Raw genomic sequence first — 24,714 nt, 5'->3', positions numbered from 1 at the left:
CGGCAGAGCCACGGGTCGCGACCGGAACAGGATCCGGCCGCCCGAGCCGGCTCAGCTGTCGGCGTCTCCGGCGTGGTGCCGCTCGCCGGGGGCCACGAGGTCCTGCAGGCGGTCCTCCTGCTCGGTCGTGGTGATGAAGAGCAGCTCGTCACCCGCTTCGATGGCGTCGTCCGGCGTCGGTGCGAGCGGTCGCTCCTCGCGGATGATCGCGACGAGCACGGTGTCGGTGGGCCAGTCGACGTCACCGACGCGGCGACCGGCGAAGGGGCTGCCCTCGGGCAGGGTGATCTCGACCATGGAGGCGCGCCCCTGCTGGAACTCGAAGATGCGCACGAGGTCGCCGATGCTCACGGCCTCCTCGATGAGCGCCGTCATGAGGCGCGGGGTCGACACGGCCACGTCGACGCCCCACGACTCGTCGAACATCCACTCGTTCTTCGGGTTGTTGACGCGCGCGACCGTGCGGGGGACGCCGAACTCGGTCTTGGCGAGCAGCGAGAGCACGAGGTTGGCCTTGTCGTCGCCGGTTGCGGCGACACACACGTCGGACTCCTCGAGCCGGGCCTCCTCGAGGGCGGCCAGCTCGCAGGCGTCGGCGAGCAGCCACGACGCCTCGGGCACGCGGGAGGCCTGGACGTCGTCGGCGTCCTTGTCGATGAGCAGCACCTGGTGCCCGTTGCCGAGCAGCTCACGGGCGATGGACCGGCCGACGCTTCCGGCTCCGGCGATGACGACGCGCATGGGGGATTCTTCTCCTGTGCCGGTCAGTGGGGGGCCGGGGCCTGGTCGCAGAGCCGCTCGACGCGAGCGAGGTCGTCTCGCGGGACGGTGAGGTGCACGAGGTCGCCCTGCTGGACGACCATGTCGGGCCGGGGGAGGGTGCCCTCGCCGAGACGGGTGACGTAGGCGACGCGGGCGCCGGTCTGCTCCTCGACCTCCGTCAGGTGGCGACCGACCCAGCCCTCGTCGAGGGGGACCTCGGCGATGACGATCTTGCCGCTGGGGTCGGTGAGCTCGGGCACGGCCCCCTGGGGCAGCAGCCGCTGGATCATCTGGTCCGAGGTCCAGCGCACGGTGGCCACGGTCGGGATGCCGAGCCGCTGGTAGACCATGGCGCGCTGCGGGTCGTAGATGCGGGCCGCGACGTGCTCGACGCCGAACGTCTCGCGCGCCACGCGGGCGGCGAGGATGTTGGAGTTGTCGCCGCTGCTGACGGCCGCGAAGGCGTAGGCCTCGCGGATGCCGGCGGCGATGAGGGTGTCGCGGTCGAAGCCGATGCCGGTGACGGTCTGGCCCTCGAAGGAGGTGCCCAGGCGGCGGAACGCCGAGGCGTCGGCGTCGATGATCGCCACGTCGTGGCCGCCTCGGCCCAGGGTGCGGGCGAGGGTCGACCCGACGCGGCCGCATCCCATGATGACGAAGTGCACGGACGCGACGCTACACCGTGACGGGGTCGCCGACCCCGCGGGCCGCGCAGGGCGCCCAGCCCGTGAAACGGCCGTGACGGCATACCTTCTCGGGGTGCTCTCCGCGCTGTCCGGAGTGGGTCGGTGCGGGGTGCCGATCCGTCATACAGTGTCGTCGTGCCCGGTACCGGTTCGCTGTTCAAGCGCCTCCTGCTCGGTCGTGCGATGCGCAGCGACAAGCTCGGCGAGACGCTGCTGCCCAAACGGCTCGCGCTGCCGATCTTCGCGAGCGACGCCCTCTCGTCGGTGGCCTACGCCCCGGACGAGATCCTGCTCATGCTCGGCCTCGCCGGCGGTGCGTTCGTCGCGACGCACAGCTGGCAGATCACCGTGGCCGTCGTGCTCGTCATGGTCGTCGTCGTGGCCTCCTACCGCCAGAACGTGCACGCCTACCCCTCCGGCGGCGGCGACTACGAGGTCGCGACGGTCAACCTCGGCCCGCGCGCCGGACTCACCGTGGCCAGCGCGCTGCTCGTCGACTACGTGCTGACCGTCGCCGTGTCGATCTCCTCCGGCGTGCAGAACGCCGCCACCGTGCTCGGCTTCGTCCGGGGCCACGAGGTCATCGTCGCCGTCGCGCTCATCGCGTTCCTGACCGCCATGAACCTGCGCGGCGTCCGCGAGTCCGGCAAGGCCTTCGCCGTGCCCGTCTACGCCTTCATGCTCGCGATCATCGGCATGGGCGTCTACGGGTTCGTCCAGCACTTCACCGGCACGCTGACACCGGCCGAGAGCGCCGGCCTGACGCTCAAGCCGGAGGAGGGTCAGGGCCTCACCGGAATCGCCGCGGCGTTCCTGCTGCTCCGGGCCTTCTCCTCGGGCTGCGCGGCGCTGACCGGCGTCGAGGCCATCAGCAACGGCGTGCCGGCCTTCAAGAAGCCCAAGAGCGACAACGCCGCCACGACCCTGCTGCTCATGGGCACGCTGTCGGTCGTCATGCTCGGCTCGATCATCACCCTCGGCCAGTGGACCGGCGTGAAGATCGCCGACGACCCGGGTGCGCAGCTGCTGCGCAACGGCCAGCCGGTCGGCGACTCGTACGTGCAGCACACGGCGATCGGCCAGCTCGCCGAGTCGGTCTTCGCGCACTTCCCGGTCGGCGTCGTCTTCGTCTCGATCGTCACCGGTCTCATCCTCGTGCTCGCCGCCAACACGGCCTTCAACGGCTTCCCGGTGCTCGGCTCGATCCTCGCGCGGGACGGCTACCTGCCCCGCCAGATGCACACGCGCGGCGACCGGCTCGCGTTCAGCAACGGCATCCTCATCCTCGCCGGGGCTGCCATCGTCCTCGTCATCGTCTTCAAGGCCGAGGTGACGGCCCTCATCCAGCTCTACATCGTCGGGGTGTTCGTCTCGTTCACGACGAGCCAGATCGGCATGGTGCGGCACTGGACGCGCAACCTCCGGCTCGAGCGCAACGCCAAGGAGCGCGCCCGCATGCAGCGCTCCCGCATCATCAACGCGGTCGGCGCAGCGATGTCGGCCACCGTCCTCGTCGTCGTCCTCATCACCAAGTTCCAGGCGGGCGCCAAGTACGCCATCCTCGCGATGGTCGTCCTCTTCGTGCTCATGCTCGGCATCAAGAAGCACTACAACCGCGTCCGCGACGAGCTCGCCATCGACTGGGACGTCGAGCGGCCGATGCTCCCGAGCCACGTGCACGCCATCGTCTGCATCTCCAAGGTGCACAAGCCGACGATGCGTGCGCTCGCGTACGCCCGGGCCAGCCGCCCCTCCTACCTCGAGGCCGTCACCGTCGACGTCGACCCCGACGAGACCCAGTCCCTGCTCGACGAGTGGGACCGGCGCGACATCCCCGTCCCGCTCAAGGTGCTGAGCTCGCCCTACCGCCAGATCACCAAGCCGATCCTCGACTACGTGCGCTCGATCCGCAGCGGCAACCCGCGCGACATCGTGACGGTCTACCTCCCCGAGTACGTCCTCGGGAAGTGGTGGGAGCAGATCCTGCACAACCAGAGCGCCCTGCGCCTCAAGGCGCGCCTGCTCTTCACCCCCGGCGTCATGGTCGTCAGCGTGCCCTGGCAGCTCCAGTCGTCCGAGGGCGCCGAGCGCGACTGGATCGACGAGCCGCCGATCAGCGGGTCCGTGCGCGGAGGTGCCCTGTGAGCGCGCGCCAGACCCGTGAGCGGGCCGCCGGCGGCGAGTCACTCGTGGGCCAGGAGTGGACCGTGGACGTCGGGCCCGTCGCCCACGGCGGCCACTGCGTGGCCCGCCACGACGGCCAGGTCCTCTTCGTGCGCCACACGCTGCCCGGAGAGCGCGTCGTCGCCCGGGTCACCGAGGGCAGGGTGGGTGACAGCTTCGTGCGCGCCGACGCCGTCGAGGTGCTCGAGGGCGCGCCCGGCCGTGTCCCCGCGCCATGCCCGTATGCCGCCCCCGGCCTCTGCGGCGGGTGCGACTTCCAGCACGCGTCGCTCGGGACGCAGCGCGAGCTCAAGGCCGCGGTCGTGCGCGAGCAGTTCGCGCGCGTGGCCGGTCTCGACGTCGAGGTCGACGTGCACCCCGTGCCCGGCGACGAGGACGGGCTGCGCTGGCGCACCCGGGTCGAGTTCGCCGTCGACGGGTCCGGCCGTGCCGGTCTGCGCGGACACCGCTCCCGGGACGTCGTGCCCGTCGAGGACTGCCTCATCGCGACCCGCGGGGTCATCGACTCGGGAGTGCTCGACACCGAGTGGCCCGACCTCGAGTCGGTCGACGTCGTCGACGCAGCGCACCCGGACGAGCCGGTGCTCGTCCCGCTGCCCGCGCCGGAGGGCGCGGCCGCGAGCGGCGGGCTCGTCGGCGAGCTCGCCCGCGACGGTGACTGGGAGGGTGAGTACGTCGTCTCGGCACGGGGTTTCTGGCAGGTGCACCCCGGGGCGGCCTCCACGTTCCTGTCCCGCGTCACCGCCCTCCTCGGCGCTCGGCCCGGCGACCGTGTCGTCGACCTGTATGCCGGCTCGGGCCTGTTCACCATGCGCCTGGGCGAGCTCGTCGCGCCCGACGGTTTCGTCCTCGGGGTGGAGGGTGACCGGGGCGCCGTCGAGAACGGCACGACCAACACCGAGCACCTCGACAACGTCGAGTGGCGCGCCAACCGCGTCGACCGCGAGCTGCGCTCCCTCGTCGGGCAGGACGTCACCGCCGACCTCGCGGTGCTCGACCCGCCGCGCACCGGGGCGGGCAAGGACGTCATGGCGCTGCTCGCCCGGATGTCGCCGCGGCGGGTCGTCTACGTCGCCTGCGACCCCTCGGCCCTGGCCAGGGACGTCAAGGCCGCCGCGGGGCACGGCTACGGGCTCGTGTCGCTCGAGGCCTGGGACGCCTTCCCGATGACCCACCACGTCGAGTGCATCGCCGTGCTGGAGCCCCGCGAGGCCTGACGGCAGGGGGCCTGTGGGGGGCGCGTCCCGGGCACGAGACGATGGGACCATGTCGTTCAGCTATCCCGTGGCCGTGAAGTTCTCCGAGATCGACCTCGCGGGTGTCGTCTTCAACTCGCACTACCTGACGTGGTGCGAGGACGCGAAGATGGCCTTCCTCGAGAGCGTGGGCTACGGCCCCTACTGGTTCACCGATCACGGCCGCCTCGGTCTCGTGCGCCACGCTGAGATCGACTGGACCGCGAGCCTCAAGCCCCTCGACCACGCGGACATCCGGGTGTCCGTCGACCGGCTCGGCACGTCGTCCTTCTCGCTCCGGCACGAGATCTGGCGTCGCGGCGAGGAGCCGCTGCTCGCGGCGACCTGCGTCATCACCTACGTGTGGTTCGACACCGCCGCCGGCGCCAAGTCCGAGCTCGACCCGTCCTTCCGGGCGGCCCTGGAGCAGTCCGTCGGCGAGGCGGCGCCGGCGTGAGACCGAGGGCGACAGGAACGCGAACGGGGACGAGGATGGACGGGTAGGGGAGGGACTGACAGGGCGGAGCCCATGTGGTTAGATATATCTTGACGTCAAGATAAATCGAGCACCGTGACATCAGTGTTGCTGGAAGGAGCCCGACGTGGGCAGTGTTGACAGCTTCAAGGCCAAGGGGACCCTCGAGGTCGGTGGCCAGTCCTACGAGATCTACCGGCTCGCCGGGGTCGAGGGTCAGGAGACCCTGCCCTACAGCCTCAAGGTCCTCCTCGAGAACCTCCTGCGCACCGAGGACGGCGCGAACATCACCGCCGACCACATCCGCGCCATCGGCTCCTGGGACGAGAACGCCGACCCGTCGACCGAGATCCAGTTCACGCCCGCGCGCGTCATCATGCAGGACTTCACCGGCGTGCCCTGTGTCGTCGACCTCGCGACGATGCGTGAGGCCGTCGCCGACCTCGGCGGCGACCCGGCCCGGATCAACCCGCTCGCCCCCGCCGAGCTCGTCATCGACCACTCCGTCATCATCGACGTCTTCGGCCGTGCCGACGCCTTCGAGCGCAACGTCGAGATCGAGTACCAGCGCAACCGCGAGCGCTACCAGTTCCTGCGCTGGGGCCAGACCGCGTTCGACGACTTCAAGGTCGTCCCCCCGGGCACCGGCATCGTCCACCAGGTCAACATCGAGCACCTCGCCCGCACCGTCATGGTCCGCGAGATCGACGGAGAGCGCGTCGCCTACCCCGACACCTGCGTCGGCACCGACTCGCACACGACGATGGTCAACGGCCTCGGCGTGCTCGGCTGGGGCGTCGGCGGCATCGAGGCCGAGGCGGCCATGCTCGGCCAGCCCGTCTCGATGCTCATCCCGCGCGTCGTCGGCTTCAAGCTGAGCGGCTCGATCCCGGTCGCCGCCACCGCCACCGACGTCGTCCTGACGATCACCGAGATGCTCCGCAAGCACGGCGTCGTCGGCAAGTTCGTCGAGTTCTACGGCGAGGGCGTCTCGCAGGTGCCGCTGGCCAACCGCGCGACCATCGGCAACATGAGCCCCGAGTTCGGCTCGACCTGCGCCATCTTCCCGATCGACGAGGTCACCCTCGACTACCTGCGCCTCACCGGCCGGTCCGACGAGAGCGTCGCCCTCGTCGAGGCCTACGCCAAGGAGCAGGGCATGTGGCTCAAGGCCGGGCCCGACCAGCCGGAGTCCCGGTACAGCGAGTACCTCGAGCTCGACCTGTCGACCGTGGTCCCTTCGATCGCCGGCCCGAAGCGTCCCCAGGACCGCATCGCGCTCAGCGACGCCAAGGACGCCTTCCGCAAGGTCCTGCCGACCTACGTCGCCCACGACGAGGGCGACGCCGGCGCCGCGTCGTCGTTCCCGGCCAGCGACCCCTCGCCGCAGGGCACGTCCGACGGCACCAACGGCGGCTCGAAGCCGGCCGACGAGGGTGACGGCAACGGCCGCCCCTCGAAGAAGGTGACGGTCACCGACGCCGAGGGCCGCGAGTTCGAGATCGACCACGGCATCGTGTCCATCGCCTCGATCACGAGCTGCACCAACACGTCCAACCCGTCGGTCATGATGGCCGCCGCGATGCTCGCCAAGAACGCCGTCGAGAAGGGCCTCTCGGTCGCCCCGTGGGTCAAGACGTCGATGGCGCCCGGCTCCAAGGTCGTCACGGGCTACTACGAGAAGGCCGGCATGTGGCCCTACCTCGAGAAGCTCGGCTTCCACCTCGTCGGGTACGGCTGCACGACGTGCATCGGCAACTCGGGCCCGCTCAACGAGGAGATCTCCGCGGCGATCAACGACAACGACCTCGCGGTCACGTCGGTCCTGTCCGGCAACCGCAACTTCGAGGGACGCATCAACCCCGACGTCAAGATGAACTACCTCGCGAGCCCGCCGCTCGTCATCGCCTACGCCCTCGCCGGCACCATGGACTTCGACTTCGCGTCGCAGCCCCTCGGCCAGGACACCGACGGCAAGGACGTCTTCCTCGAGGACATCTGGCCGGCCCCGGCCGACGTCGAGCGCACCATCGCGAGCTCGATCAACCAGGAGATGTTCACCGAGGACTACGCCGACGTCTTCGCCGGTGACGAGCGCTGGCAGTCGCTGCCGACCCCCGAGGGCGACACCTTCGCCTGGGACGGCGAGTCGACCTACGTGCGCAAGCCCCCGTACTTCGACGGCATGTCGATGGAGACGACGCCGGTCGCCGACATCGAGGGTGCGCGCGTGCTCGCCAAGCTCGGTGACTCCGTCACGACCGACCACATCAGCCCCGCGGGCGCCATCAAGAACGACAGCCCGGCCGGCCGGTACCTCGCCGACCACGGCATCGAGCGCAAGGACTTCAACTCCTACGGCTCGCGTCGCGGCAACCACGAGGTCATGATCCGTGGCACCTTCGCCAACATCCGCCTGAAGAACCTCCTCCTCGACGGCGTCGAGGGCGGATTCACGCGCGACTTCACCAACGGTGGCGAGCAGAGCACCATCTACGACGCCGCCCAGAGCTACGCCGCCGCGGGCACGCCGCTCGTCATCCTGTCGGGCAAGGAGTACGGCTCGGGCAGCTCGCGTGACTGGGCCGCCAAGGGCACGAGCCTGCTGGGCGTCAAGGCGGTCATCGCCGAGAGCTACGAGCGCATCCACCGCTCCAACCTCATCGGCATGGGCGTCATCCCGCTGCAGTACCCGGCCGGCCAGAACGCCGAGTCGCTCGGGCTCGACGGCACCGAGACCTTCTCCATCACCGGCATCACCGCCCTCAACGAGGGCACGACGCCGAAGACCGTGAAGGTCGTGGCGGCCAAGGAGGGTGGCGAGAGCGTCGAGTTCGACGCGGTCGTGCGCATCGACACCCCCGGGGAGGCCGACTACTACCGCAACGGCGGCATCCTGCAGTACGTCCTGCGGTCGCTGGTCAACAGCTGACGCTGCATCACCGGTCAGTCCGACGGGCCCCGCACGCCGCCTCTCGCGTCGTGCGGGGCCCGTCGGCGTCCCGGGTCCGGTCGGCCGGGGGCGTATGCCGTCCGCCCGCTCGGGCGCGACCGCGCCCTCCCGTGGTGAGCCGTCTCGCGGTGGCTCGTCGGGCGGTGGGTCGTCGCTCGGACCCGGCCGGACGGCATACGCGGGCGGATGGCATGCTCGTCGCGTGACCGAGCGACACGCGATCCTGACCGTCTGGGAGTCCGGTTTCGACTGGTCACCCGGGGCTGACGTGGACCACACCGACGTGCACGTCGAGGGAGCCGTAGCGGTCACCTTCGCGTCACGGGTCTGGGAGTCACCGGTCGTCGAGTTGCCTTTCGCGGCAACGGAGCTCATCCCGTCGTGGAACGCGAGGACGCCCGCGGGCACGTGGCTCCTCGTCGAGGGCCGCGTCGGCGAGGAGGACGTGTGGGGGCCCTGGTTCACCTTCGCCCGGTGGGCGGAGGACGACCCGACGGGCGAGTCGCCCGTCACCCGCACGACGGTGCGCGACCAGCACCTCGAGTCGGGCCGGGTCGAGACCGACACCTGGCTGGCGGCGCCCGGCCACGGGGTCGAGCGTTGGCAGCTGAGGCTGACGGCTCTTGCGCTGCCGTGCGACGAGATCGTCTGGCCCACGGTGACGCTCGTGGCGGGGGCGGCGTCCCGTTTCGACATCCGGCCGGACGAGCCGACGAGCGTGCGGGGTGTGGGGCGAGGGAGCGAGGTGGCGGTCCCGCCGCACTCCCAGCGGCTGCACGTCGACACCTTCCCCGAGTGGGACAACGGCGGACAGTCGTGGTGCTCGCCGACGTCGACGACGATGCTGCTCGAGCACTGGGGCCGGGGTCCCGAGCCCGACGAGGTGGCCTGGGTCGGGCACGCCGTCGACCCCGAGGTGGTCCACGCCGTGCGACGGGTCTTCGACCGCGCCTACGGCGGCGCCGGCAACTGGGCGTTCAACACGGCCTACGCCGGCTCCCGCGGCCTGCGCGCCTACGTGACGAGGCTGCGCGACCTGGGGGAGGCCGAGGCGTTCGTCGCGGCGGGGGTGCCGCTCGTCGTGTCGGTGACCTTCCGCGAGGACGAGCTCGACGGAGCCGGATACGCGACCAGCGGGCACCTGCTCACGATCGTCGGCTTCACCGCGGAGGGTGACGTCGTCAGCAACGACCCGAACTCGCACCGCATCGCCAGCAACGACGAGGTCCGGACCGTCTATGCGCGGGAGCAGTTCGAGCGGGTGTGGCTGGGCAGCGACGGCGGCCTGGCCTACGTCATGCACCCGCGGGACGTGGCCCTGCCCGCACCGCCGTCGGAGCCCAACTGGGTCTGACGGTGGTCAAGCGGCTGTAAATTCTTTCCGGGAGTCGGCCACATCGCGAGAATTGTTGCCACGCCAGCCCCCTAGGACGGACGACGCGGTGTTGACTGACCGCGCCCAGCCCCGTCCGGAAGGTGTGCCATGTCGCGATCCCTCGTCCCCAGCAGCGGCTACCCGAGCCGCCGCGTCGTCCTCGCGTCGGCCACCGGTGCCGCCCTCGTGGGCACCGCCGGCACCGGGCCGGCCTCCGCGCAGTCCGTGCAGTCCGCGCAGTTCGTGCAGTCCGCGCAGTCCGCGCCGGGGTCGTCCGACACCTCGGACCGGCACGTGGCCTACCGCGAGTGGAGCGGTCGCCAGATCACCGTTGGTCCGTTCGACGGCCGGCGCGACCACGTGGACCCGTTCGACCCGAGCGCGACCTCCCGGAGCTACGACGTCGCCACCTGGGTGTCGCCCGTCGTTCGACCCGGTTTCGGGCTCACCGAGCTCGTGTCGTCGTGGAACGCCGACACGCCGGGCGGGTCGTGGGTCGAGGTCTGCGTGCGCGGGACGAGTGCCGGGGCAGCCACCAAGGAGTACGTGCTCGGTCGCTGGTGCCGCCACGACCCGGCCCAGGGCGGGGCCATCCACCGCACCTCGGTGGGCGGGCAGGGCGACGCGGTCGCGACGGTCTACACCGACACCCTCGCTACCCGCACGGGGCACGTGCTCGACGCGTGGCAGCTCGTCGTCCGGCTGATGCGGCCCACCGGCACCCGGGAGACGCCCCGGCTGCGGTCGGTCGGCGCCATGGCGTCGGCCCTGCCCGACACCGAGCACGTGCCGCGCAGCCCGCTCGGACGTGCCCGTGGCCGGGTCCTCGACGTGCCGACCTTCTCGCAGGAGACGCACATCGGCCACTTCCCGCAGTGGGACAACGGCGGCGAGGCGTGGTGTTCGCCGACCTCGACCTCGATGGTCCTCGCCTACTGGGGGGCCGGACCGCGCCGCGACGAGACGGCCTGGGTGACCGAAGCCCTGCCGGCAGAGACGGATCCGCAGGTGGACTTCGCTGCGCGCAACGTCTACGACTACACCTACGACGGCGCGGGCAACTGGCCGTTCAACGCCGCGTACGCCGCCAGCCGTCCGCGGATGCGTGCCTTCGTCACGCGGCTGCGCTCGTTGACCGAGGCGGAGGAGTTCATCGCGGCAGGCATCCCGCTCGTCACGTCGGTCTCCTTCGCCAAGGGCGAGCTCGACGGAGCGGGCTACGGCACGAACGGTCACCTCATGGTCGTCGTGGGCTTCACCCGCTCGGGCGACGTCGTGTGCAACGACCCCGCCTCGCACCTCGTCCGTGACAACGCCCAGGTGCGCGGCGTCTACGACCGCGAGCAGTTCGAGAACGTCTGGGTGCCGCACAGCGGAGGCATCGTCTACGTCATCCACCCCGAGCGTCACTGCCTGCCGCGTGCGCCGCGGCACGAGCCGAACTGGTGACTCGCCCGCTCGCGCCTCCAGCCCCGCCTTCCCCGCAGCCCCCGCAGCCCCCGCAGCCCCCGCAGCCCGGTGTCAGCGGCCGAGACCGGAGCGCGGGTCGCGGTCGGTGATGCAGTAGGACGCGCCGGCCGGGTCGCGCAGCGTCGTCCAGCCGCCGCCGTGGTCGGCCACCACGGTCGCGCCGAGGCCCACGTGCCGCGCCACCTCGGTGGGTCGGTCGTCGCAGGCGAGGTCGAGGTGACCGGTGACCGGCCCGTCGGGCGACGGGCCGAGCCGCTGGAGCAGCAACCGGAGCGGGATGCCGTCGGGTCGCACGAGGTGGCGGAACTCCGGCCGGCTCACCGAGCCCCTGACCGGCCACCCGGTCAGCGCCGACCAGAAGGCGCACTCGACCTCGTAGTGCTCCGCGGGGATGTCGAGACACACCTGGTCGACGACGCTCTCGTGCTCCTGGGGCCAGCGCGTCGGCCACGGCCGGTCCGACAGCGGCTCGTGCACGAAGCAGAACGTGAAGCCTCCGGGCGAGTGCAGCACGACGTAGCCGTGCTCCGAACGGTGCACCACCCGGGCACCCAGCCCCTCGGCCCGTTCGGTCGAGGCGGCCGCCGAGGTCACGTGCAGGTCGAGGTGCAGGCCGGGGGTGGTGGGGCCGTCTCCCGTCGTGCGCTGGATCTTGAGGAACGGGTCGCCGACGGGTGGGAGCAGGGTGGTGAACTCGGCCTCGGCCCCTCGAGGGGGTGACACGGCATACGCCGTCACCGCCGACCAGAAGCGGGTGCCGGCCTCGTGGACGTCCGGCGGCAGGTCGAGGAAGGCCGTGACCCAGCTGACCGTCGTCATGGTCCGAGACTAGGCGAGGCAGACTGTGAGCATGCAGTCCCCGCCTCCCGCCGCGACCGGACACACCCCTCCTGGGTGGCCGCCCGGCGTCCCCCCGGCGCACACGCCGGGCTGGGAGGAGCGGGCCGTGCTCTGGCTCCTCGACCAGTGCCCCCCGGACTACCGGGCGTATGCCGGGTGGCGGCGTCACCCCATCGCGCTCGCCTGGCTGGCCGGCCGGCACATCGACGGGCAGGTCGTCGCCATGCGCGACGCGTGGCGCGAGGCGCGCGTCGCGATCGGCCCGCACGTGCCGGCCGAGGCGCTGACCGAGATCCTCGGGCAGATCGAGGCCGAGGGCATCCGACTCATGGCCGCCTCGCGCTCGGCGCGGCTGCTGCACGAGGCCCTTCAGGGCAAGGTCTTCGCGCCCCGGTTGTGAAGGTCGTGTGACGAGGTCGACAGCGTGCTGCGCGCACTGTTGGGAGCGCCCCATCGTTGACCCGTAGACTCGACCGACCCACCGTGTGGGTGAGCACCGACCCCCGAGAGGACGACACAGCGTGGCCCTGCTGGAGACGATCACGAGCCCCGCGGCGCTCAAGGCGCTGCCGGCGGACCAGCTGCCGGCGCTGGCGGAGGAGATCCGCACCTTCCTCGTCGCCGAGGTCTCCAAGACCGGCGGACACCTCGGCCCCAACCTCGGGGTCGTCGAGCTGACGATCGCCCTGCACCGGGTCTTCGAATCGCCCCGCGACACGCTCGTCTTCGACACCGGGCACCAGTCGTACGTCCACAAGCTCCTCACCGGGCGCCAGGACTTCAGCAAGCTCAAGAAGAAGGGCGGCCTGTCCGGCTACCCGAGCCGCAGCGAGTCCGAGCACGACGTCGTGGAGAACTCCCACGCCTCGACGGCGCTCTCGTGGGCCGACGGCATCGCCAAGGGACGGCGCCTCAGCGGCGAGAGCGACCGTCACACGGTCGCGGTCATCGGCGACGGAGCCCTGACCGGCGGCATGGCCTGGGAGGCCATCAACAACATCGCCGTCGACAAGACGCTGCCCCTCGTCATCGTCGTCAACGACAACGAGCGCTCCTACGCGCCGACGATCGGCGGTCTCGCCGACCACCTCGCCACCCTGCGCACGACCCGTGGCTACGAGCGGTTCCTCGACTGGGGCAAGCGCTCGCTCGCCCGGACGCCGGTCGTCGGAGGCGCGATGTTCGAGACGCTGCACGGCGTCAAGAAGGGCATCAAGGACATCGTCGCGCCGCAGGGCATGTTCGAGGACCTGGGCCTGAAGTACCTCGGCCCGGTCGACGGGCACGACGAGCAGGCGCTCGAGCGGGCGCTGAGCAAGGCCAAGGACTTCGGCGGGCCGGTCATCGTGCACGTCATCACCCAGAAGGGCCGCGGCTACCAGCCCGCCATCGACGACGACGCCGACCAGTTCCACAGCGTCGGCAAGATCAACCCCGAGACGGGGCTGCCCTTCGAGGTCGGCGGCCGCATCTGGACCGACGAGTTCAACGACGAGATGGTGGCGATCGGCCGGGACCGCCCCGACGTCGTGGCCCTCACCGCGGCCATGCTCATCCCGGTCGGTCTCGACGGTTTCGCCGCCGCGTACCCCGACCGCGTCTTCGACGTCGGCATCGCGGAGCAGCACGCGGTGACGATGGCCTCGGGGCTCTCCTACTCGGGGCTGCACCCGGTCGTGGCGGTCTACGCGACGTTCCTCAACCGCGCCTTCGACCAGCTGCTCATGGACTGTGCGCTGCACCACGCGGGCGTCACGTTCATCCTCGACCGGGCCGGCGTGACCGGCAGCGACGGGGCGTCGCACAACGGCATGTGGGACATGACGCTCACCTCCATCGTCCCGGGCCTGCGGCTGGCCGCGCCGCGCGACGGCGAGCAGGTGCGCAAGCAGCTGCGTGAGGCCGTCGACGTCTCGGACGGGCCGACGGTCATCCGCTTCCCGAAGGGCGACGTGGCCGACCCCGTGACCGCCGTGCGTGCGGTCGGGGACGTCGACGTGCTCTTCGAGAACTCCGGCGACGAGGTCGACCTGCTCGTCGTGGGCGTGGGCGCGTTCGCCGGGCTCGCCATCGAGGCGGGCGAGAAGATCGCCGCGCACGGCCGCTCGGTACGGGTCGTCGACCCCCGCTGGGTCATCCCCGTCAGCGACGACGTCGTCGGGCTCGCCCGTCGGGCCGCCGCCGTGGCGGTCATCGAGGACAACCTCGTCAGCGGTGGTGTCGGGGCGGCGGTGACGCTCGCCCTGCGCGACGCCGGCGTCGACGTGCCGGTGCACACCTACGGCATACCGAAGCGCTTCCTCGACCACGCGTCCCGGGTCCAGATCCTCGAGGAGCTCGGGCTCACGGCCGACCAGGTCGTGCTCGACCTCGAGAAGCGCCTCTGAGCGCCGCTCGCCCGGCCACCGGTCGGCGAGGGGCTCCGCCCAGCCCTCGCACAGCACGCCTGCCTAGGATCGAGGGCATGCAGCTACGCACGTAAGCGATGTGACGACAGCCCCGATCGCCGCCCTCGGGCTCGTCGGTGGCTACGTCGCCGCCCGCGAGAGCGGTGTCCGGCCCCTGGGTGGCATCGTGCTCGGTGCGGCCGGCCTCTACGCCGGGCGCACGTGGGTCGTCAAGGCCGGGGGAGCCGGAGCCGCGGGGCTCGCGGCCGTCTACCTCGGCGGGTTCGGCGCGTCGCACGTGCTGGCGAAGAAGATCGGCGCGTGGCCCTCGGTCCTCGTCGTCGCCGCGGTGAGCGCGACGGCGTCGTGGGTCGTCGCCGACCGGCGCTGAACCTCGCTGGTCCGGCGCGCGCAGAGTGCCTGGCCAGGCCGGCGCGGCGACGTCATCACGACCCCTGACACCACCAGGTCGTCCCGGCAGCGGTCACAGGCCGCACCTCAGTCGGCGGCGCGTGCACCACCGCCACCGAGCCGGCGGATGAGGGCGTTGGCGTCACCCACCGGGCCGAGGTGCACGAGCTTGTCCGGGTTGACGATCGCCCGGACGCCTGCGACCTCGCCGTCCCTGATGTCGAGGGCCCAGACCGCGAGCAGCCGACCCTCGACGAGGAAGGTCGCGCCCGGGTCGCCGTTGACCTCGGTGGGACGGATCTCCATCTCGGGCAGGCGGCGAAGTGCACGCAGCCAGTTGGTGAGGGTGTGCGCGACCCGGCTGCGGCCGCGCTGCGCGCGGGCGAGCGACGGCGCCTTGCCGCCGCCGTCGCCGACGAGCTCGACGTCATGGGCGAGCAGGGACTCGAGGCCGGCGAGGTCGCCCGTCCGGGCTGCCGTGAAGAAGCGGCTCGCCAGCTCGCTCTGCCGTTCCGGACTCGTCGTGAACCGGGGCCGGCGGTCCTGCACGTGGCGTCGCGCGCGGACCGCGAGCTGGCGCACGTTGGCCTCGCCCTTGCCCACGATCGTCGCGACCTCGCCGTAGCCGTAGCCGAAGACGTCGTGCAGCAGCAGGACCGCGCGCTGCTCGGGTGACAGGGTCTCCAGCAGCACGAGCAGCGCCATCGACAGGGAGTCGGCGGTCTCCGCCTGTCGGGCAGGGTCCTGGGCGGCGCCCTGGCCCCCGGTGAGGAGGGGTTCCGGCAGCCAGTCCCCGACGTACCGCTCACGGCGCACGCGCGCCGAGCGGAGCTCGTCCATGGCGAGGCGCGTCGTCACGGTGGCGGTGAACGCCCGCGGGGACGAGATCTGCTCTCCCGACTCGAGCGCGCCGTGCACTCGGATCAACGCCTCCTGGACGACGTCCTCGGCCTCGCTGACGCTTCCGAGCATCCGGTAGGCGATGCCGAAGGCCACGGGGCGCACGTCGGCCAGCAGCTGCTCCCGGTCGGCAGCCGGTTCCCGAGACCCGGTCTCGTGGGTCACGCCGCCGCACCACTCCCGGCGCGCACCTGGGCGCCGAGCTCGCGGAAGCCCTCGCGCCAGCTGGCGTGCTCCGGGGACCAGGCCAGGTCGCGGCGAGCCTTGGCGTTGGACGCGCCCCGGAGCTCGGTCATCATCACGGCGCCAGTCTCGCCCGCCAGCAGCCTCGCCACCAGCCGGGGCACGCGCAGGGGAGGCTTCGCGCCGAGCGACTGCGCCAGGAGCGGCAGCCACGTCGCCACGCTCGCCGGCTCGTCGTCGACGACGTTGTAGACACCGGGTGCGCCGCGCTCGACGGCCGCCACCGTGGCGTCGGCCGCGTCGCCGATGTGGATGAACGACCAGATGCCGCCACCGTCGCCGACCACCGGGAACGTGCGTCGCCGGACCGCCTCGGTCTGTTCTCCGTCGGGTCCGAGAGAGGTGTGGGGGCCGTAGAACCCGCCGTACCTCAGCACGAGGCCCTGCGTCCACGAGGCCGCGAGCACCTGCTCCTCGAGGTGCCGGATGGCTCCGACGGTCTGGTGCATCCCCGCGGCTGGTGCCGTGCCGAACGGATCCTCCTCGGACTTCACGCCGCCGCCGACCCGGTCGTAGGCGGCGAAGAAGCTCTGCGCGACGAAACGCCTCACCCCGGCTGCCCGGGACGCCGAGAGGAGGTTGTCGGTGCCCTCGGTCCGGAGCCGGTTGGTCATCGTGAAGGCCCGGTCGAAGTGGCGCAGGTCCATCGGGCCGATCGAGGTCAGCTGGTGCACCACCACGTCCGGTTCGGCGGCGGCGACGGCTCGCCCCACCTGGTCGGGGTCCAGGGCGTCCGCCACGACCGGCAGGGCGCCGAGCTGCCGGAGGAGAGCCTGCTTCGACTCGCTGCGTGTCATGCCGTGGACCTCGTGCCCGGCCCGCACCAGCCGCGGCACCAGCTGGCGACCCATCGCACCGGTCGCTCCTGCCACCAGAACCCTCATCACGTGCTCCTCGCCTCGTCGACTGCGTACACCCCTAGGACGAGACAGCGCGGCGTCCTGTGACACCCCGACGCCAGCGCGTTCGGGACCTGACGTTCGGGCCGGTGGTGGGCGCGAGGCACATGCAGACGCCCTCTTTGTGGTGGCCGATCCCACCGGCGACCGTGAGGGGCTGAACTACTTTCGCCGAAACGGTTGGGCGTCAACGGATCTCGTTGCAGCAAAGGCGCGAGCGCCCGCCAGAGGTGGAGGACATCGGTGTCCAAGCGGTGGAGTCTCGCGCTCGCGAGCGTCATGATCACGCTGTCGGTCGCGGCCTGCGGCTCACCCGGCCAGCCCGGTGCACCGGCTGCCGACAACGGCGCGGGAGGCGCCTCCGGCGGCGCCGGGGCCCCGTACAAGGTGGGACTCGTCTACTCGAAGTCCGGCCCGCTCGCCACCTACGGCGCTCAGTACCGACAGGGCCTCACGGCCGGCATCGACTACGCCACCAAGGGCACCGGCGCGGTCGCCGGACACCAGATCCAGATCACCGAGCAGGACGACGCGGGCGACCCCGCCAAGGCCGTCGCCTCGGCCACCGACCTCATCGGGCAGGGCAACAAGATCATCGCCGGCTCCACCTCGAGCGGGGTGGCGCTGCAGGTCGCGCCCCTCGCGAAGGACAACAAGATCCTCTTCATCTCCGGTCCGGCGGCCGCCGATGCGGTGACGGGCGCCAACCGCTACACGTTCCGATCGGGTCGCCAGACCTACCAGGACGTCGCGACCGCCGGCAGCATCCTCGGTGACGTCAAGGGCAAGAAGGTGACGGTGCTCGCGCAGGACAGCGCCTTCGGCAAGGCCAACGTCGCCGCGGTGACCGCCATCCTCGGGGCGAAGGGCGCAACCGTGACCTCCGTCGAGGTGCCGGCGGCCGCGACCGACCTGACCCCGTTCGCGACCAAGGTCAAGGACGGCTCACCGGACCTGCTCTTCGTCGCGTGGGCCGGCGCCAACGCCACGTCCATGTGGACCACGCTGGGCCAGCAGGGCGTCTTCGACTCCACCAAGGTCGTCACCGGGCTCGACATCAAGGCGACGCACGCGCTCTTCGGCGCGGTCGCGACGAAGATCAACTTCCTGTCCCACTTCTTCGAGGGCGCCGCCGACAACGCGGCCTACCGGGCGCTCGACGCCGGGCTGAAGAAGCAGGGCGCCACGGTCGACCTCTTCACCAACGACGGGTTCGTCGCGGGGCAGATGATCGTGCACGCTCTCGAGGCGGGTGGGGGCGACGTCGAGAAGATGGTCACCTCGCTCGAAGGGTGGAAGTTCGACGGTCCCAAGGGTTCGCTCGAGATCCGCGCAGAGGACCACGCCCTCCTGCAGCCGATGTTCACGGCCACGCTGAAGAAGGACGGCAGCAACGTCGTCCCGCAGCTCGTCGACACGCTCGGTGCCGACGCCGTGGCACCGCCCGTGACGCCCTTCAAGTGATCGGACACCCTCCGTCGTGATCAGCGCAGAGGCCGTCGGCTGGAAGGTCGGTGGCGCCCAGATCCTCGAGGACGTCTCCCTCACCGTGGGGGCCGGTGAGCTCGTCGGCATCATCGGCCCCAACGGGGCGGGCAAGTCATCGTTCGTCAACATCCTGAGCGGGGTGACCCGACCGTCCAGTGGCCGGATCAGCCTGAGGGACAAGGACGTCACGCAGGCGAGTGCCACTCGGCGTGCCCGGATGGGGCTGGCCCGGTCGTTCCAGACGTCGGCCCTCTTCGACGGACTCACCGCGGGGGAGAACGTGCGTCTTGCGGTGCAGGCAGCGGGGACGGCGTCCTTCTCGCCGTTCCGCGGGGCCGGGTCGTCGACGACCCACGTCATCGACGAGCTCCTGGGCCGGGTGCGTATGCCGGGCCGCTCCCGGACACTCGCGCGTGACCTCTCGCACGGGGACCGTCGCAAGCTCGAGCTCGCCATGGCCCTGGCCTCGGAGCCGGCGGTGCTGCTCCTCGACGAGCCGATGGCGGGCGTCTCTGCCGAGGACGTGGACGGCCTGACCGAGATCATCGGTGAGGTGCGCGACGCCGGCGTGGCCGTGGCCATGGTCGAGCACCACATGCATGTCGTCCTGGGGCTCGCCGACCGCGTCGCCGTGCTGCACCACGGGCAGCTGCTCGCGGTCGGTGCCCCCACCGAGGTGACCGCCGACGAGCGAGTCCAGCAGGCCTATCTGGGAGAAGCACTGTGACCGCTCAGCAACCGGAGAGCCGTGGTGCGGCCGTGTCCGCGCCGGTCCTGGAGCTCGACGACGTCCACGTCCGCTACGGCGGCTCGCACATCCTGCAGGGCGTCTCGTTCGAAGTGGCGGCCACGGGTGTCACCGCACTGCTGGGGCGCAACGGAGTGGGCAAGACGACGACGCTCAAGGCGATCATCGGCCTCGCGCCCAGGTCCGGTCGCATCATGCTGCGGGGCAGCGAGATCCAGACGATGGCCACGTCGCGGATCGTGCGGTCCGGCATCGGCTACGTCCCGGAGGACCGAGAGGTCTTCGGCGGCCTCACCGTCGACGAGAACCTCCGGCTCGTCGCGCCGGACCAGGGTGCCGACGCGCCGGTGGTCGGGCGGCTCTTCCCCGACCTCGTGACGCGTCGTGGGCAGCGGGCCGGCACCCTGTCAGGTGGCCAGCAGCAGATGGTGTCGCTCGCGCGGGTGCTCCTGCGCGAGAACGCCCTCCTGCTCGTCGACGAGCCGACCAAGGGTCTGGCTCCCAAGCTCGTCACCGAGGTCGCCGACGTGCTCGCCGAGGTGGCGCGAACGAGGCCCGTCCTGCTCGTCGAGCAGAACCTGCCCCTCGTGCGGCGCATCGCCGACCGGGTCGTCGTCCTCGACGCCGGCGCCGTGGTGCACCGGGGCGCGGCAGCGGACCTCGTCGCCGACGTCGACCTGACGCGCGAGCTGCTCGGTGTCTCGATGCGGCGGGAGGGGGCCGCATGAGCGACCTCGTCCTGCTCATCGTGACGGGCCTCGGCCTCGGAGCGCTCTACTTCATCGCCGCCAGCGGACTCAGCCTCATCTACGGGCTCATGGGCGTGCTCAACTTCGCGCACGGCGCCTTCATCACCGCGGGGGCGTATGCCGCGTGGCTGACGATGGGAGCGCTGCCCGCTGGCTGGCCCGTCGTCCTCAGACTCCTCGTGGGTGTCCTCGTGGCCGTGTGTGTCGGAGCCGTCGTCGGCCGCGTCGTCGAGGTCGTGCTCATCCGGCCGCTCTATCGTCACCACATCCAGCAGGTGCTCGTCACGGTAGGCCTCTCGCTCGCGGGCGTCGCTGCCGCACAAGGGATCTGGGGCTCCGACCCTCGGGCTGTCGAGTCGCCCGCCTGGATCGGTGGGACGACCGACATGCTGGGCGCTCGGTTGCCCGACGACCGCTTCGTCTACGTCCTCGTCGCCGGCGTGCTCTTCGTCGGCCTCCTGGCCCTGCTGCACCTGACGCGCCTCGGGCTCGTCATCCGGGCCGGTGTCGAGAACCGCACCATGGTCGAGGCGTTGGGCATCGACGTCCACCGCACATTCACCGTGGTCTTCGCGCTCGGCGGGGCCGCGGCGGCCCTGGCCGGCGCGCTCTACTCGCAGTACGCCGGGGCGGTGTCGCCGGCGCAGGGCGGGTCGCTGCTCATCTACGCCTTCATCGTCGTCGTCATCGGCGGCATGGGCTCCCTGACCGGAACCGCGGTCGCCGCCGTGGCCGTGGGGCTCGTGCAGCAGCTCGCGAACTACTACGCGGCGACCGGGGTCGGCGACCTGTCCGTCGTGCTCCTGCTCGCCCTGGTGCTCCTGCTCCGACCGACCTCGCTGAAGGGAGCGACGGCATGACGTCGCCCACCGACCACGTGACCGACCATCCTGCGGGGGTACGCCCCGCAGGCGAGGACCTCGTCGGTGACGACACGACCGGCACCCCGCCGGTGACGCTGGGGGAGCCGACCAGCCCGGCCCGCGGCCCGGGCCGTCTGCTCCGCATCCTCGCGCCACTGGTCGGGCTCGCGGTCCTCGCCTACCTTCCCTACGTCGCGGTCGAGCTGCCCGGAGTCCTGCCGGACCGTGTCAACGGCCCCGGTTCGCTGCAGCTGCTGGCCACGTGTCTCGTCGTCGGCGGCATCGCCCTGAGCTACGACGTCCTCTTCGGGCGCACCGGTCTGCTCTCCTTCGGGCACGCCCTCTTCGTGGCTGCCGGCAGCTACCTGCTCACGGTCTCGCTCTCGACCTGGGCGCTGCCGCTCCCGGTGGCGGTGCTCGCAGCCCTGGGCCTGTCGACGCTCCTGGCCCTCGTGGTCGGCGCCGTGGCGCTGCGGGTCGGCGGCATCGCCTTCGCCATGGTGACGCTGGCGTTCGCCCAGGCCGCCTCGATCATCGTCATGCGCAACCCCGGGGGAGTGACGGGCGGCGAGGAGGGTCGACCGTTGGACCGCGACGCGGTGCCCGACCTGCTCGTCGGTGTCGCCAACGCGCCGTACCGGTACTGGTTGGCGCTCGCCCTCGTCGTCGTCACGTGGGTGGCCGTCGCCGTCCTCGTGCGGTCCCGCGCGGGGCACGCCATGGCCGCCGTGCGGGAGAACGAGCAGCGCGCCGCGGTGCTCGGGTTCGGCACCTACCGCGTCAAGCTCCTCGCCCTCGTCGCGGGCTCGTTCCTCGGCGCCCTCGGTGGCGTCGTGCACGCCCTCGTTCTCGGCGGCTCGAACCCCCACCTGACCACGTCCGAGTTCACGCTGTCCCTGCTCGTCATGGTCGTGCTCGGGGGAGCGGGCAGCCGCTGGGGCGCCCTCCTCGGCGGAGTGCTCTACACCTATGCCGACGCCCGCCTCGTCGAGGTCAGCAACGCCGCGTTCCTGCAGGGCCTGCCCGACGTCGTGCGTCAGGTGCTCTCGCAGCCGCTCTTCATCCTCGGCGCGTTCTTCGTCGCCGTCGTCTACTTCGCGCCGTCGTCTACTTCGCGCCGTCGGGCCTGACCGGCCTGGGCGGCAGACTGATCCGGAGGTCAGGGTCCCGATGAGCACCACACCGTCCGCCTTCGTCATCGAGCTCCCCGAGGGCAGTCTCGCCATCCACGACCTCAGCCTGGGGGCGCCCGCCGCCGACGCTCCCGTCGTGCTGGCGGTGCACGGCATCACCGCGAACGGCTTGTCCTGGGCCCGCGTCGCCGACGAGGTCGGGCGGCGCCACGGGCCCGGCAGCGTCCGCTTCCTCGCCCCGGACCTGCGCGGCCGCGGGGACAGCCGGTCGGCCCCGGGTCCGTACGGGCTCGGCGCCCACGTCGCGGACCTGACGTCCATGGCCACGGTGTTCGGCTCGGCCCCCGTGCTCGTCGGGCACTCCATGGGCGCCTTCGTCGCCGCCCTGGCCGCAGCCCGCCACCCGGAGCGCTTCCCGGCGGCGGTGCTGGTCGACGGCGGCCTCGCCTTCCCGGTCCCCGACGAGCTCGACGTCGACGCGGCCCTGCAGTCGGTGATCGGGCCGGCCATGGACCGGTTGTCGATGCGTTTCGCCGACCCCGCGGCATACCTCGGCTTCTGGTCCGGCCACCCGGCCCTCGGGCCGGTGCTGCACGGTCCCGGCGGAAAGGCGGCCCGGGGCTACATCGAGCACGACCTCGTCCAGGATGGCGCCGACGGCCGGTGGCGCAGCACGTGCGTCCTCGAGGCCGTCCGTGCCGACGGCGCCGACGTCATGGCCGACCGGGAGACCCACGCAGGACTCCGGGTCGCGGTGGGTCAGGGCGTGCGAGCCGAGCTGGTCTGGGCCGAGAGGGGGCTGCTCGACGAGCCGCAGGGGCTCTACGACGAGACGCGGCTGGCGGCACTCGGGGTGCCGGAGGGTGTCCGGGCGACCCGGGTCGACGCGAACCACTACGACGTCATCCTCGGTGACCGGGGCGTCACCGCCGTCGCCGACGCCGTCGACCGCCTGCTCGCCGGCTGACGACCAGACGCGCTGACCGTCACGTTTCGGCCGCGGGTCAGGCCGGTCAGGCCGGCGCCTGCAGGGCGCGCAGGCGCAGGGCGATCTGCAGCTCGAGCGCGTGGTCGGGGTGCTGCCACGACTCCCCGAGGAGGGCTGCGATGCGCTCGAGCCGCTGCGAGACGGTGTTGACGTGCACGTGGAGCGTCCCTGCCGCGTGGCGGGGACTGCCACCGGCCGCGAAGTAGGCCGCGAGGGTGCCGACGAGGTCGGTCCCGCGCCGTTCGTCGTAGTCGAGCACGGGACCCAGGAGCTTCCGGACGTAGTCGTCGACGTCGGGGTCGGAGCCCACGATGAGTCCGGCGAAGCCGAGCTGGGTGGCGGCAGCGCCCTTGCCGCGGTGGCCGAGGGCGATGAGGGCACCGACGGTCCGATGCCCCTCCTCGTGGGCCTCGGCGATGGCGTCGACGTCGCTCACCGGTCCGACCCCGGCGACCGTCACGCAGGTGCGCTTGCCGATGCGCGCAGCGACCGCGCGGGCCAGGCCGTCGGCGTCGAGCCCCGGCACGAGGGCGACGACGTCACCGTCGTGCGCGCCGACGACCGAGGCCTCGCCGGTGGCCGCGCTGGCCGAGATGAGCAGCGCCCGGTGACCGCTGGGGTCGTCACCCCGGAGGACGAGCAGGCTGAACGGCCTCTGCGGGTCGAAGCCGACGGTCCGGGCCAGCGCGAGCCGCTCCTCGCGCGACCCGCGCCGGCTGACGAGGTCGCTGACGAGGCGGTTGCGAGCGGACTGGCGCGCGTCGGCCGCCTGGCGCTCGAAGAGGAGCACGAGTGCGGTGACCACCCCGGCCCGCTCGACGGTCCGCTGGTCCGAGTCCTCCAGGGTCAGCCCGCCGACGTAGATCGTGCCGAGGCGCTCGCGGGCCGCCGTCACGGCCACGGCATAGATGCCGTCGCGCTCGACGAGTCGCCCCGTCCCGAGCCCCGGCATGGCGTCGACGGCGGCGACGGGGTCGTGCCCCGACGCGTCTGGCTCCGGCGCCGGTCCCGCTGCGCTGTTGCGTGTGCCGTTCTCGTCGACGAGGACCGCCCAGCCGCCGAGGAGCTCGGCCAGGGCGTGGGTGATGTCGTCGACCCCGCCGCCGCCCAGCACGAGCGAGGCGAAGCGGTCGTGGGCGGCGGCGGCCTTCTCGACGCCGTCGGCGTAGTGCCGGACGGTCTCGTGGGCGTCGGACAGCGCTGCGAGCGCGTTCTCGGCGTCGGCCAGCGCGCGGGTCTGCACGAGGGTGACCGCGGCCAGCGTGGCGAGGTTGCCGAGCAGGCCCACCTCCTCGCGGGTGAAGGGGCGCGAGGACCGGTTGGCCGCGAAGAGGACCCCGACGAAGTGCTTCTCCACGATGAGCGGTGTGCCGCAGATCGCGATGATGCCCTCCTCGCCGACCGCACCGTCGATGTCCGTCGTGTGCCGGAAGCGCTCGTCGGCCCAGTAGTCGGCGGTCCAGTACGGCTTGTGCGTCGAGGCGACGAGGCCACCGAGCCCCGCACCGAGCGCGAGCCGCACCGACTGGAAGACGGCCGAGACGGAACCGTCGGTGGCGCGCATGAAGGTGTCGCCGGCCTCGGGATCGTAGAGGGTGAGGTAGGCGAGGTCGGTCCCGACGAGTCGCCGGGCCCGGCGCACGATGGCGTCGAGGACGGACCCCGGGTCGCTCTCGGTGGCCAGCTCCCGCGCGGTGTCGAGGAGGGCGGCGAGCCCGGCCTCGCGGTGCTGGTGGACCTCGCGTGCGCCGGTGATCCGCAGGGCGAGGTCCCGGGCCTCGGCCGGGGCCTCCGCAGCAGCGACCTCGGCGACCGAGGCGTCCGCCGCCAACAGCTGGAGCAGGTGGATGACCTGGTCGGCTGTCGACGTCTCGCTGCGGGTGACCACGGGGCAGATCCTAGGCGGGTCGAGTCGGTTGGTGGGC

General features: G+C 71.9%; 21 protein-coding genes. 15 read left to right on the top strand and 6 right to left on the bottom strand.

The window, feature by feature from the left end; all coding sequences use genetic code 11:
- Positions 1-51: 51 nt before the first annotated feature.
- A complete protein-coding gene (locus TAE01_RS05360; protein WP_147064207.1) occupies positions 52-741 on the bottom strand; it encodes a potassium channel family protein in 690 nt (229 codons plus the stop codon).
- Between the two features lie 23 nt (positions 742-764).
- A complete protein-coding gene (locus TAE01_RS05355) occupies positions 765-1,427 on the bottom strand; it encodes a potassium channel family protein (protein ID WP_147064205.1) in 663 nt (220 codons plus the stop codon).
- Positions 1,428-1,631: 204 nt separating this feature from the next.
- Between TAE01_RS05355 and TAE01_RS05350 the strand changes: the two genes are divergently transcribed.
- The 6 genes from TAE01_RS05350 to TAE01_RS05325 all read left to right on the top strand — a co-directional run bounded on the left by TAE01_RS05350 (position 1,632) and on the right by TAE01_RS05325 (position 11,119).
- Positions 1,632-3,593 (top strand): APC family permease, encoded by a 1,962-nt coding sequence (locus TAE01_RS05350; protein ID WP_186815066.1) that lies wholly within the window; start codon positions 1,632-1,634, stop codon positions 3,591-3,593.
- Positions 3,590-4,849: a class I SAM-dependent RNA methyltransferase gene (locus TAE01_RS05345; protein ID WP_147064201.1), complete on the top strand. Its 1,260-nt coding sequence runs from the start codon at positions 3,590-3,592 to the stop codon at positions 4,847-4,849. The genes TAE01_RS05350 and TAE01_RS05345 overlap by 4 nt, the downstream gene beginning before the upstream one ends.
- Before the next feature lie 49 nt (positions 4,850-4,898).
- Positions 4,899-5,324 (top strand): acyl-CoA thioesterase, encoded by a 426-nt coding sequence (locus TAE01_RS05340; RefSeq protein ID WP_147064199.1) that lies wholly within the window; start codon positions 4,899-4,901, stop codon positions 5,322-5,324.
- Positions 5,325-5,469: 145 nt separating this feature from the next.
- A complete protein-coding gene (gene acnA, locus TAE01_RS05335) occupies positions 5,470-8,274 on the top strand; it encodes an aconitate hydratase AcnA (RefSeq protein WP_147064197.1) in 2,805 nt (934 codons plus the stop codon).
- A 223-nt stretch (positions 8,275-8,497) separates the two neighbouring features.
- A complete protein-coding gene (locus tag TAE01_RS05330; protein WP_147064195.1) occupies positions 8,498-9,649 on the top strand; it encodes a C39 family peptidase in 1,152 nt (383 codons plus the stop codon).
- 129 nt (positions 9,650-9,778) lie between these two features.
- Entirely contained in the window at positions 9,779-11,119 is a 1,341-nt protein-coding gene (locus TAE01_RS05325; RefSeq protein ID WP_147064193.1) for a C39 family peptidase, read from the top strand.
- Positions 11,120-11,191: 72 nt separating this feature from the next.
- Here TAE01_RS05325 and TAE01_RS05320 read toward each other — a convergent pair whose 3' ends face one another.
- On the bottom strand, positions 11,192-11,959 hold the full coding sequence (locus tag TAE01_RS05320) for a VOC family protein (protein WP_147064191.1): 768 nt from the start codon (positions 11,957-11,959) through the stop codon (positions 11,192-11,194).
- 31 nt (positions 11,960-11,990) lie between these two features.
- Between TAE01_RS05320 and TAE01_RS05315 the strand changes: the two genes are divergently transcribed.
- The 3 genes from TAE01_RS05315 to TAE01_RS05305 all read left to right on the top strand — a co-directional run bounded on the left by TAE01_RS05315 (position 11,991) and on the right by TAE01_RS05305 (position 14,758).
- A complete protein-coding gene (locus TAE01_RS05315) occupies positions 11,991-12,380 on the top strand; it encodes a hypothetical protein (RefSeq protein WP_246111155.1) in 390 nt (129 codons plus the stop codon).
- Between the two features lie 121 nt (positions 12,381-12,501).
- Positions 12,502-14,367 (top strand): 1-deoxy-D-xylulose-5-phosphate synthase, encoded by a 1,866-nt coding sequence (gene dxs / locus TAE01_RS05310; protein ID WP_147064189.1) that lies wholly within the window; start codon positions 12,502-12,504, stop codon positions 14,365-14,367.
- Between the two features lie 100 nt (positions 14,368-14,467).
- Positions 14,468-14,758: a hypothetical protein gene (locus TAE01_RS05305; protein ID WP_147064186.1), complete on the top strand. Its 291-nt coding sequence runs from the start codon at positions 14,468-14,470 to the stop codon at positions 14,756-14,758.
- Between the two features lie 107 nt (positions 14,759-14,865).
- On the opposite strand, the gene sigJ is transcribed toward TAE01_RS05305, so the two are convergent.
- Positions 14,866-15,843, bottom strand: a complete 978-nt coding sequence (sigJ, locus tag TAE01_RS05300; RefSeq protein ID WP_147064184.1) for an RNA polymerase sigma factor SigJ — start codon at positions 15,841-15,843, stop codon at positions 14,866-14,868.
- Positions 15,840-16,805 (bottom strand): NAD-dependent epimerase/dehydratase family protein, encoded by a 966-nt coding sequence (locus tag TAE01_RS05295; RefSeq protein ID WP_147064182.1) that lies wholly within the window; start codon positions 16,803-16,805, stop codon positions 15,840-15,842. The genes sigJ and TAE01_RS05295 overlap by 4 nt, the downstream gene beginning before the upstream one ends.
- A 258-nt stretch (positions 16,806-17,063) precedes the next feature.
- Between TAE01_RS05295 and TAE01_RS05290 the strand changes: the two genes are divergently transcribed.
- The 6 genes from TAE01_RS05290 to TAE01_RS05265 are packed head-to-tail and all read left to right on the top strand — an operon-like array spanning position 17,064 to position 22,768.
- Entirely contained in the window at positions 17,064-18,284 is a 1,221-nt protein-coding gene (locus TAE01_RS05290; RefSeq protein WP_147064180.1) for a substrate-binding domain-containing protein, read from the top strand.
- Positions 18,285-18,300: 16 nt separating this feature from the next.
- Entirely contained in the window at positions 18,301-19,035 is a 735-nt protein-coding gene (locus tag TAE01_RS05285; protein WP_147064178.1) for an ABC transporter ATP-binding protein, read from the top strand.
- Positions 19,032-19,784: an ABC transporter ATP-binding protein gene (locus TAE01_RS05280; RefSeq protein WP_222594070.1), complete on the top strand. Its 753-nt coding sequence runs from the start codon at positions 19,032-19,034 to the stop codon at positions 19,782-19,784. Before TAE01_RS05285 ends, TAE01_RS05280 begins: the two co-directional genes overlap by 4 nt.
- Positions 19,781-20,665, top strand: coding sequence for a branched-chain amino acid ABC transporter permease (locus TAE01_RS05275; protein ID WP_147064176.1), 885 nt, complete (start codon positions 19,781-19,783; stop codon positions 20,663-20,665). The genes TAE01_RS05280 and TAE01_RS05275 overlap by 4 nt, the downstream gene beginning before the upstream one ends.
- A complete protein-coding gene (locus TAE01_RS05270; protein ID WP_246111154.1) occupies positions 20,662-21,798 on the top strand; it encodes a branched-chain amino acid ABC transporter permease in 1,137 nt (378 codons plus the stop codon). Before TAE01_RS05275 ends, TAE01_RS05270 begins: the two co-directional genes overlap by 4 nt.
- 40 nt (positions 21,799-21,838) lie before the next feature.
- Entirely contained in the window at positions 21,839-22,768 is a 930-nt protein-coding gene (locus TAE01_RS05265; protein WP_147064173.1) for an alpha/beta fold hydrolase, read from the top strand.
- Between the two features lie 46 nt (positions 22,769-22,814).
- Here the strand turns inward: TAE01_RS05265 and TAE01_RS05260 are convergent, their stop codons facing one another.
- Positions 22,815-24,677 (bottom strand): helix-turn-helix domain-containing protein, encoded by a 1,863-nt coding sequence (locus TAE01_RS05260; protein ID WP_246111153.1) that lies wholly within the window; start codon positions 24,675-24,677, stop codon positions 22,815-22,817.
- Between the last annotated feature and the right edge of the window lie 37 nt (positions 24,678-24,714).

Origin of the sequence: Terrabacter aerolatus, assembly GCF_007991735.1 — a bacterium.
Classification (GTDB): Bacteria; Actinomycetota; Actinomycetes; order Actinomycetales; family Dermatophilaceae; genus Terrabacter; species Terrabacter aerolatus.
Note: the sequence above shows the minus strand (reverse complement) of the source record. Positions and strands in the feature narration are given on the sequence as shown.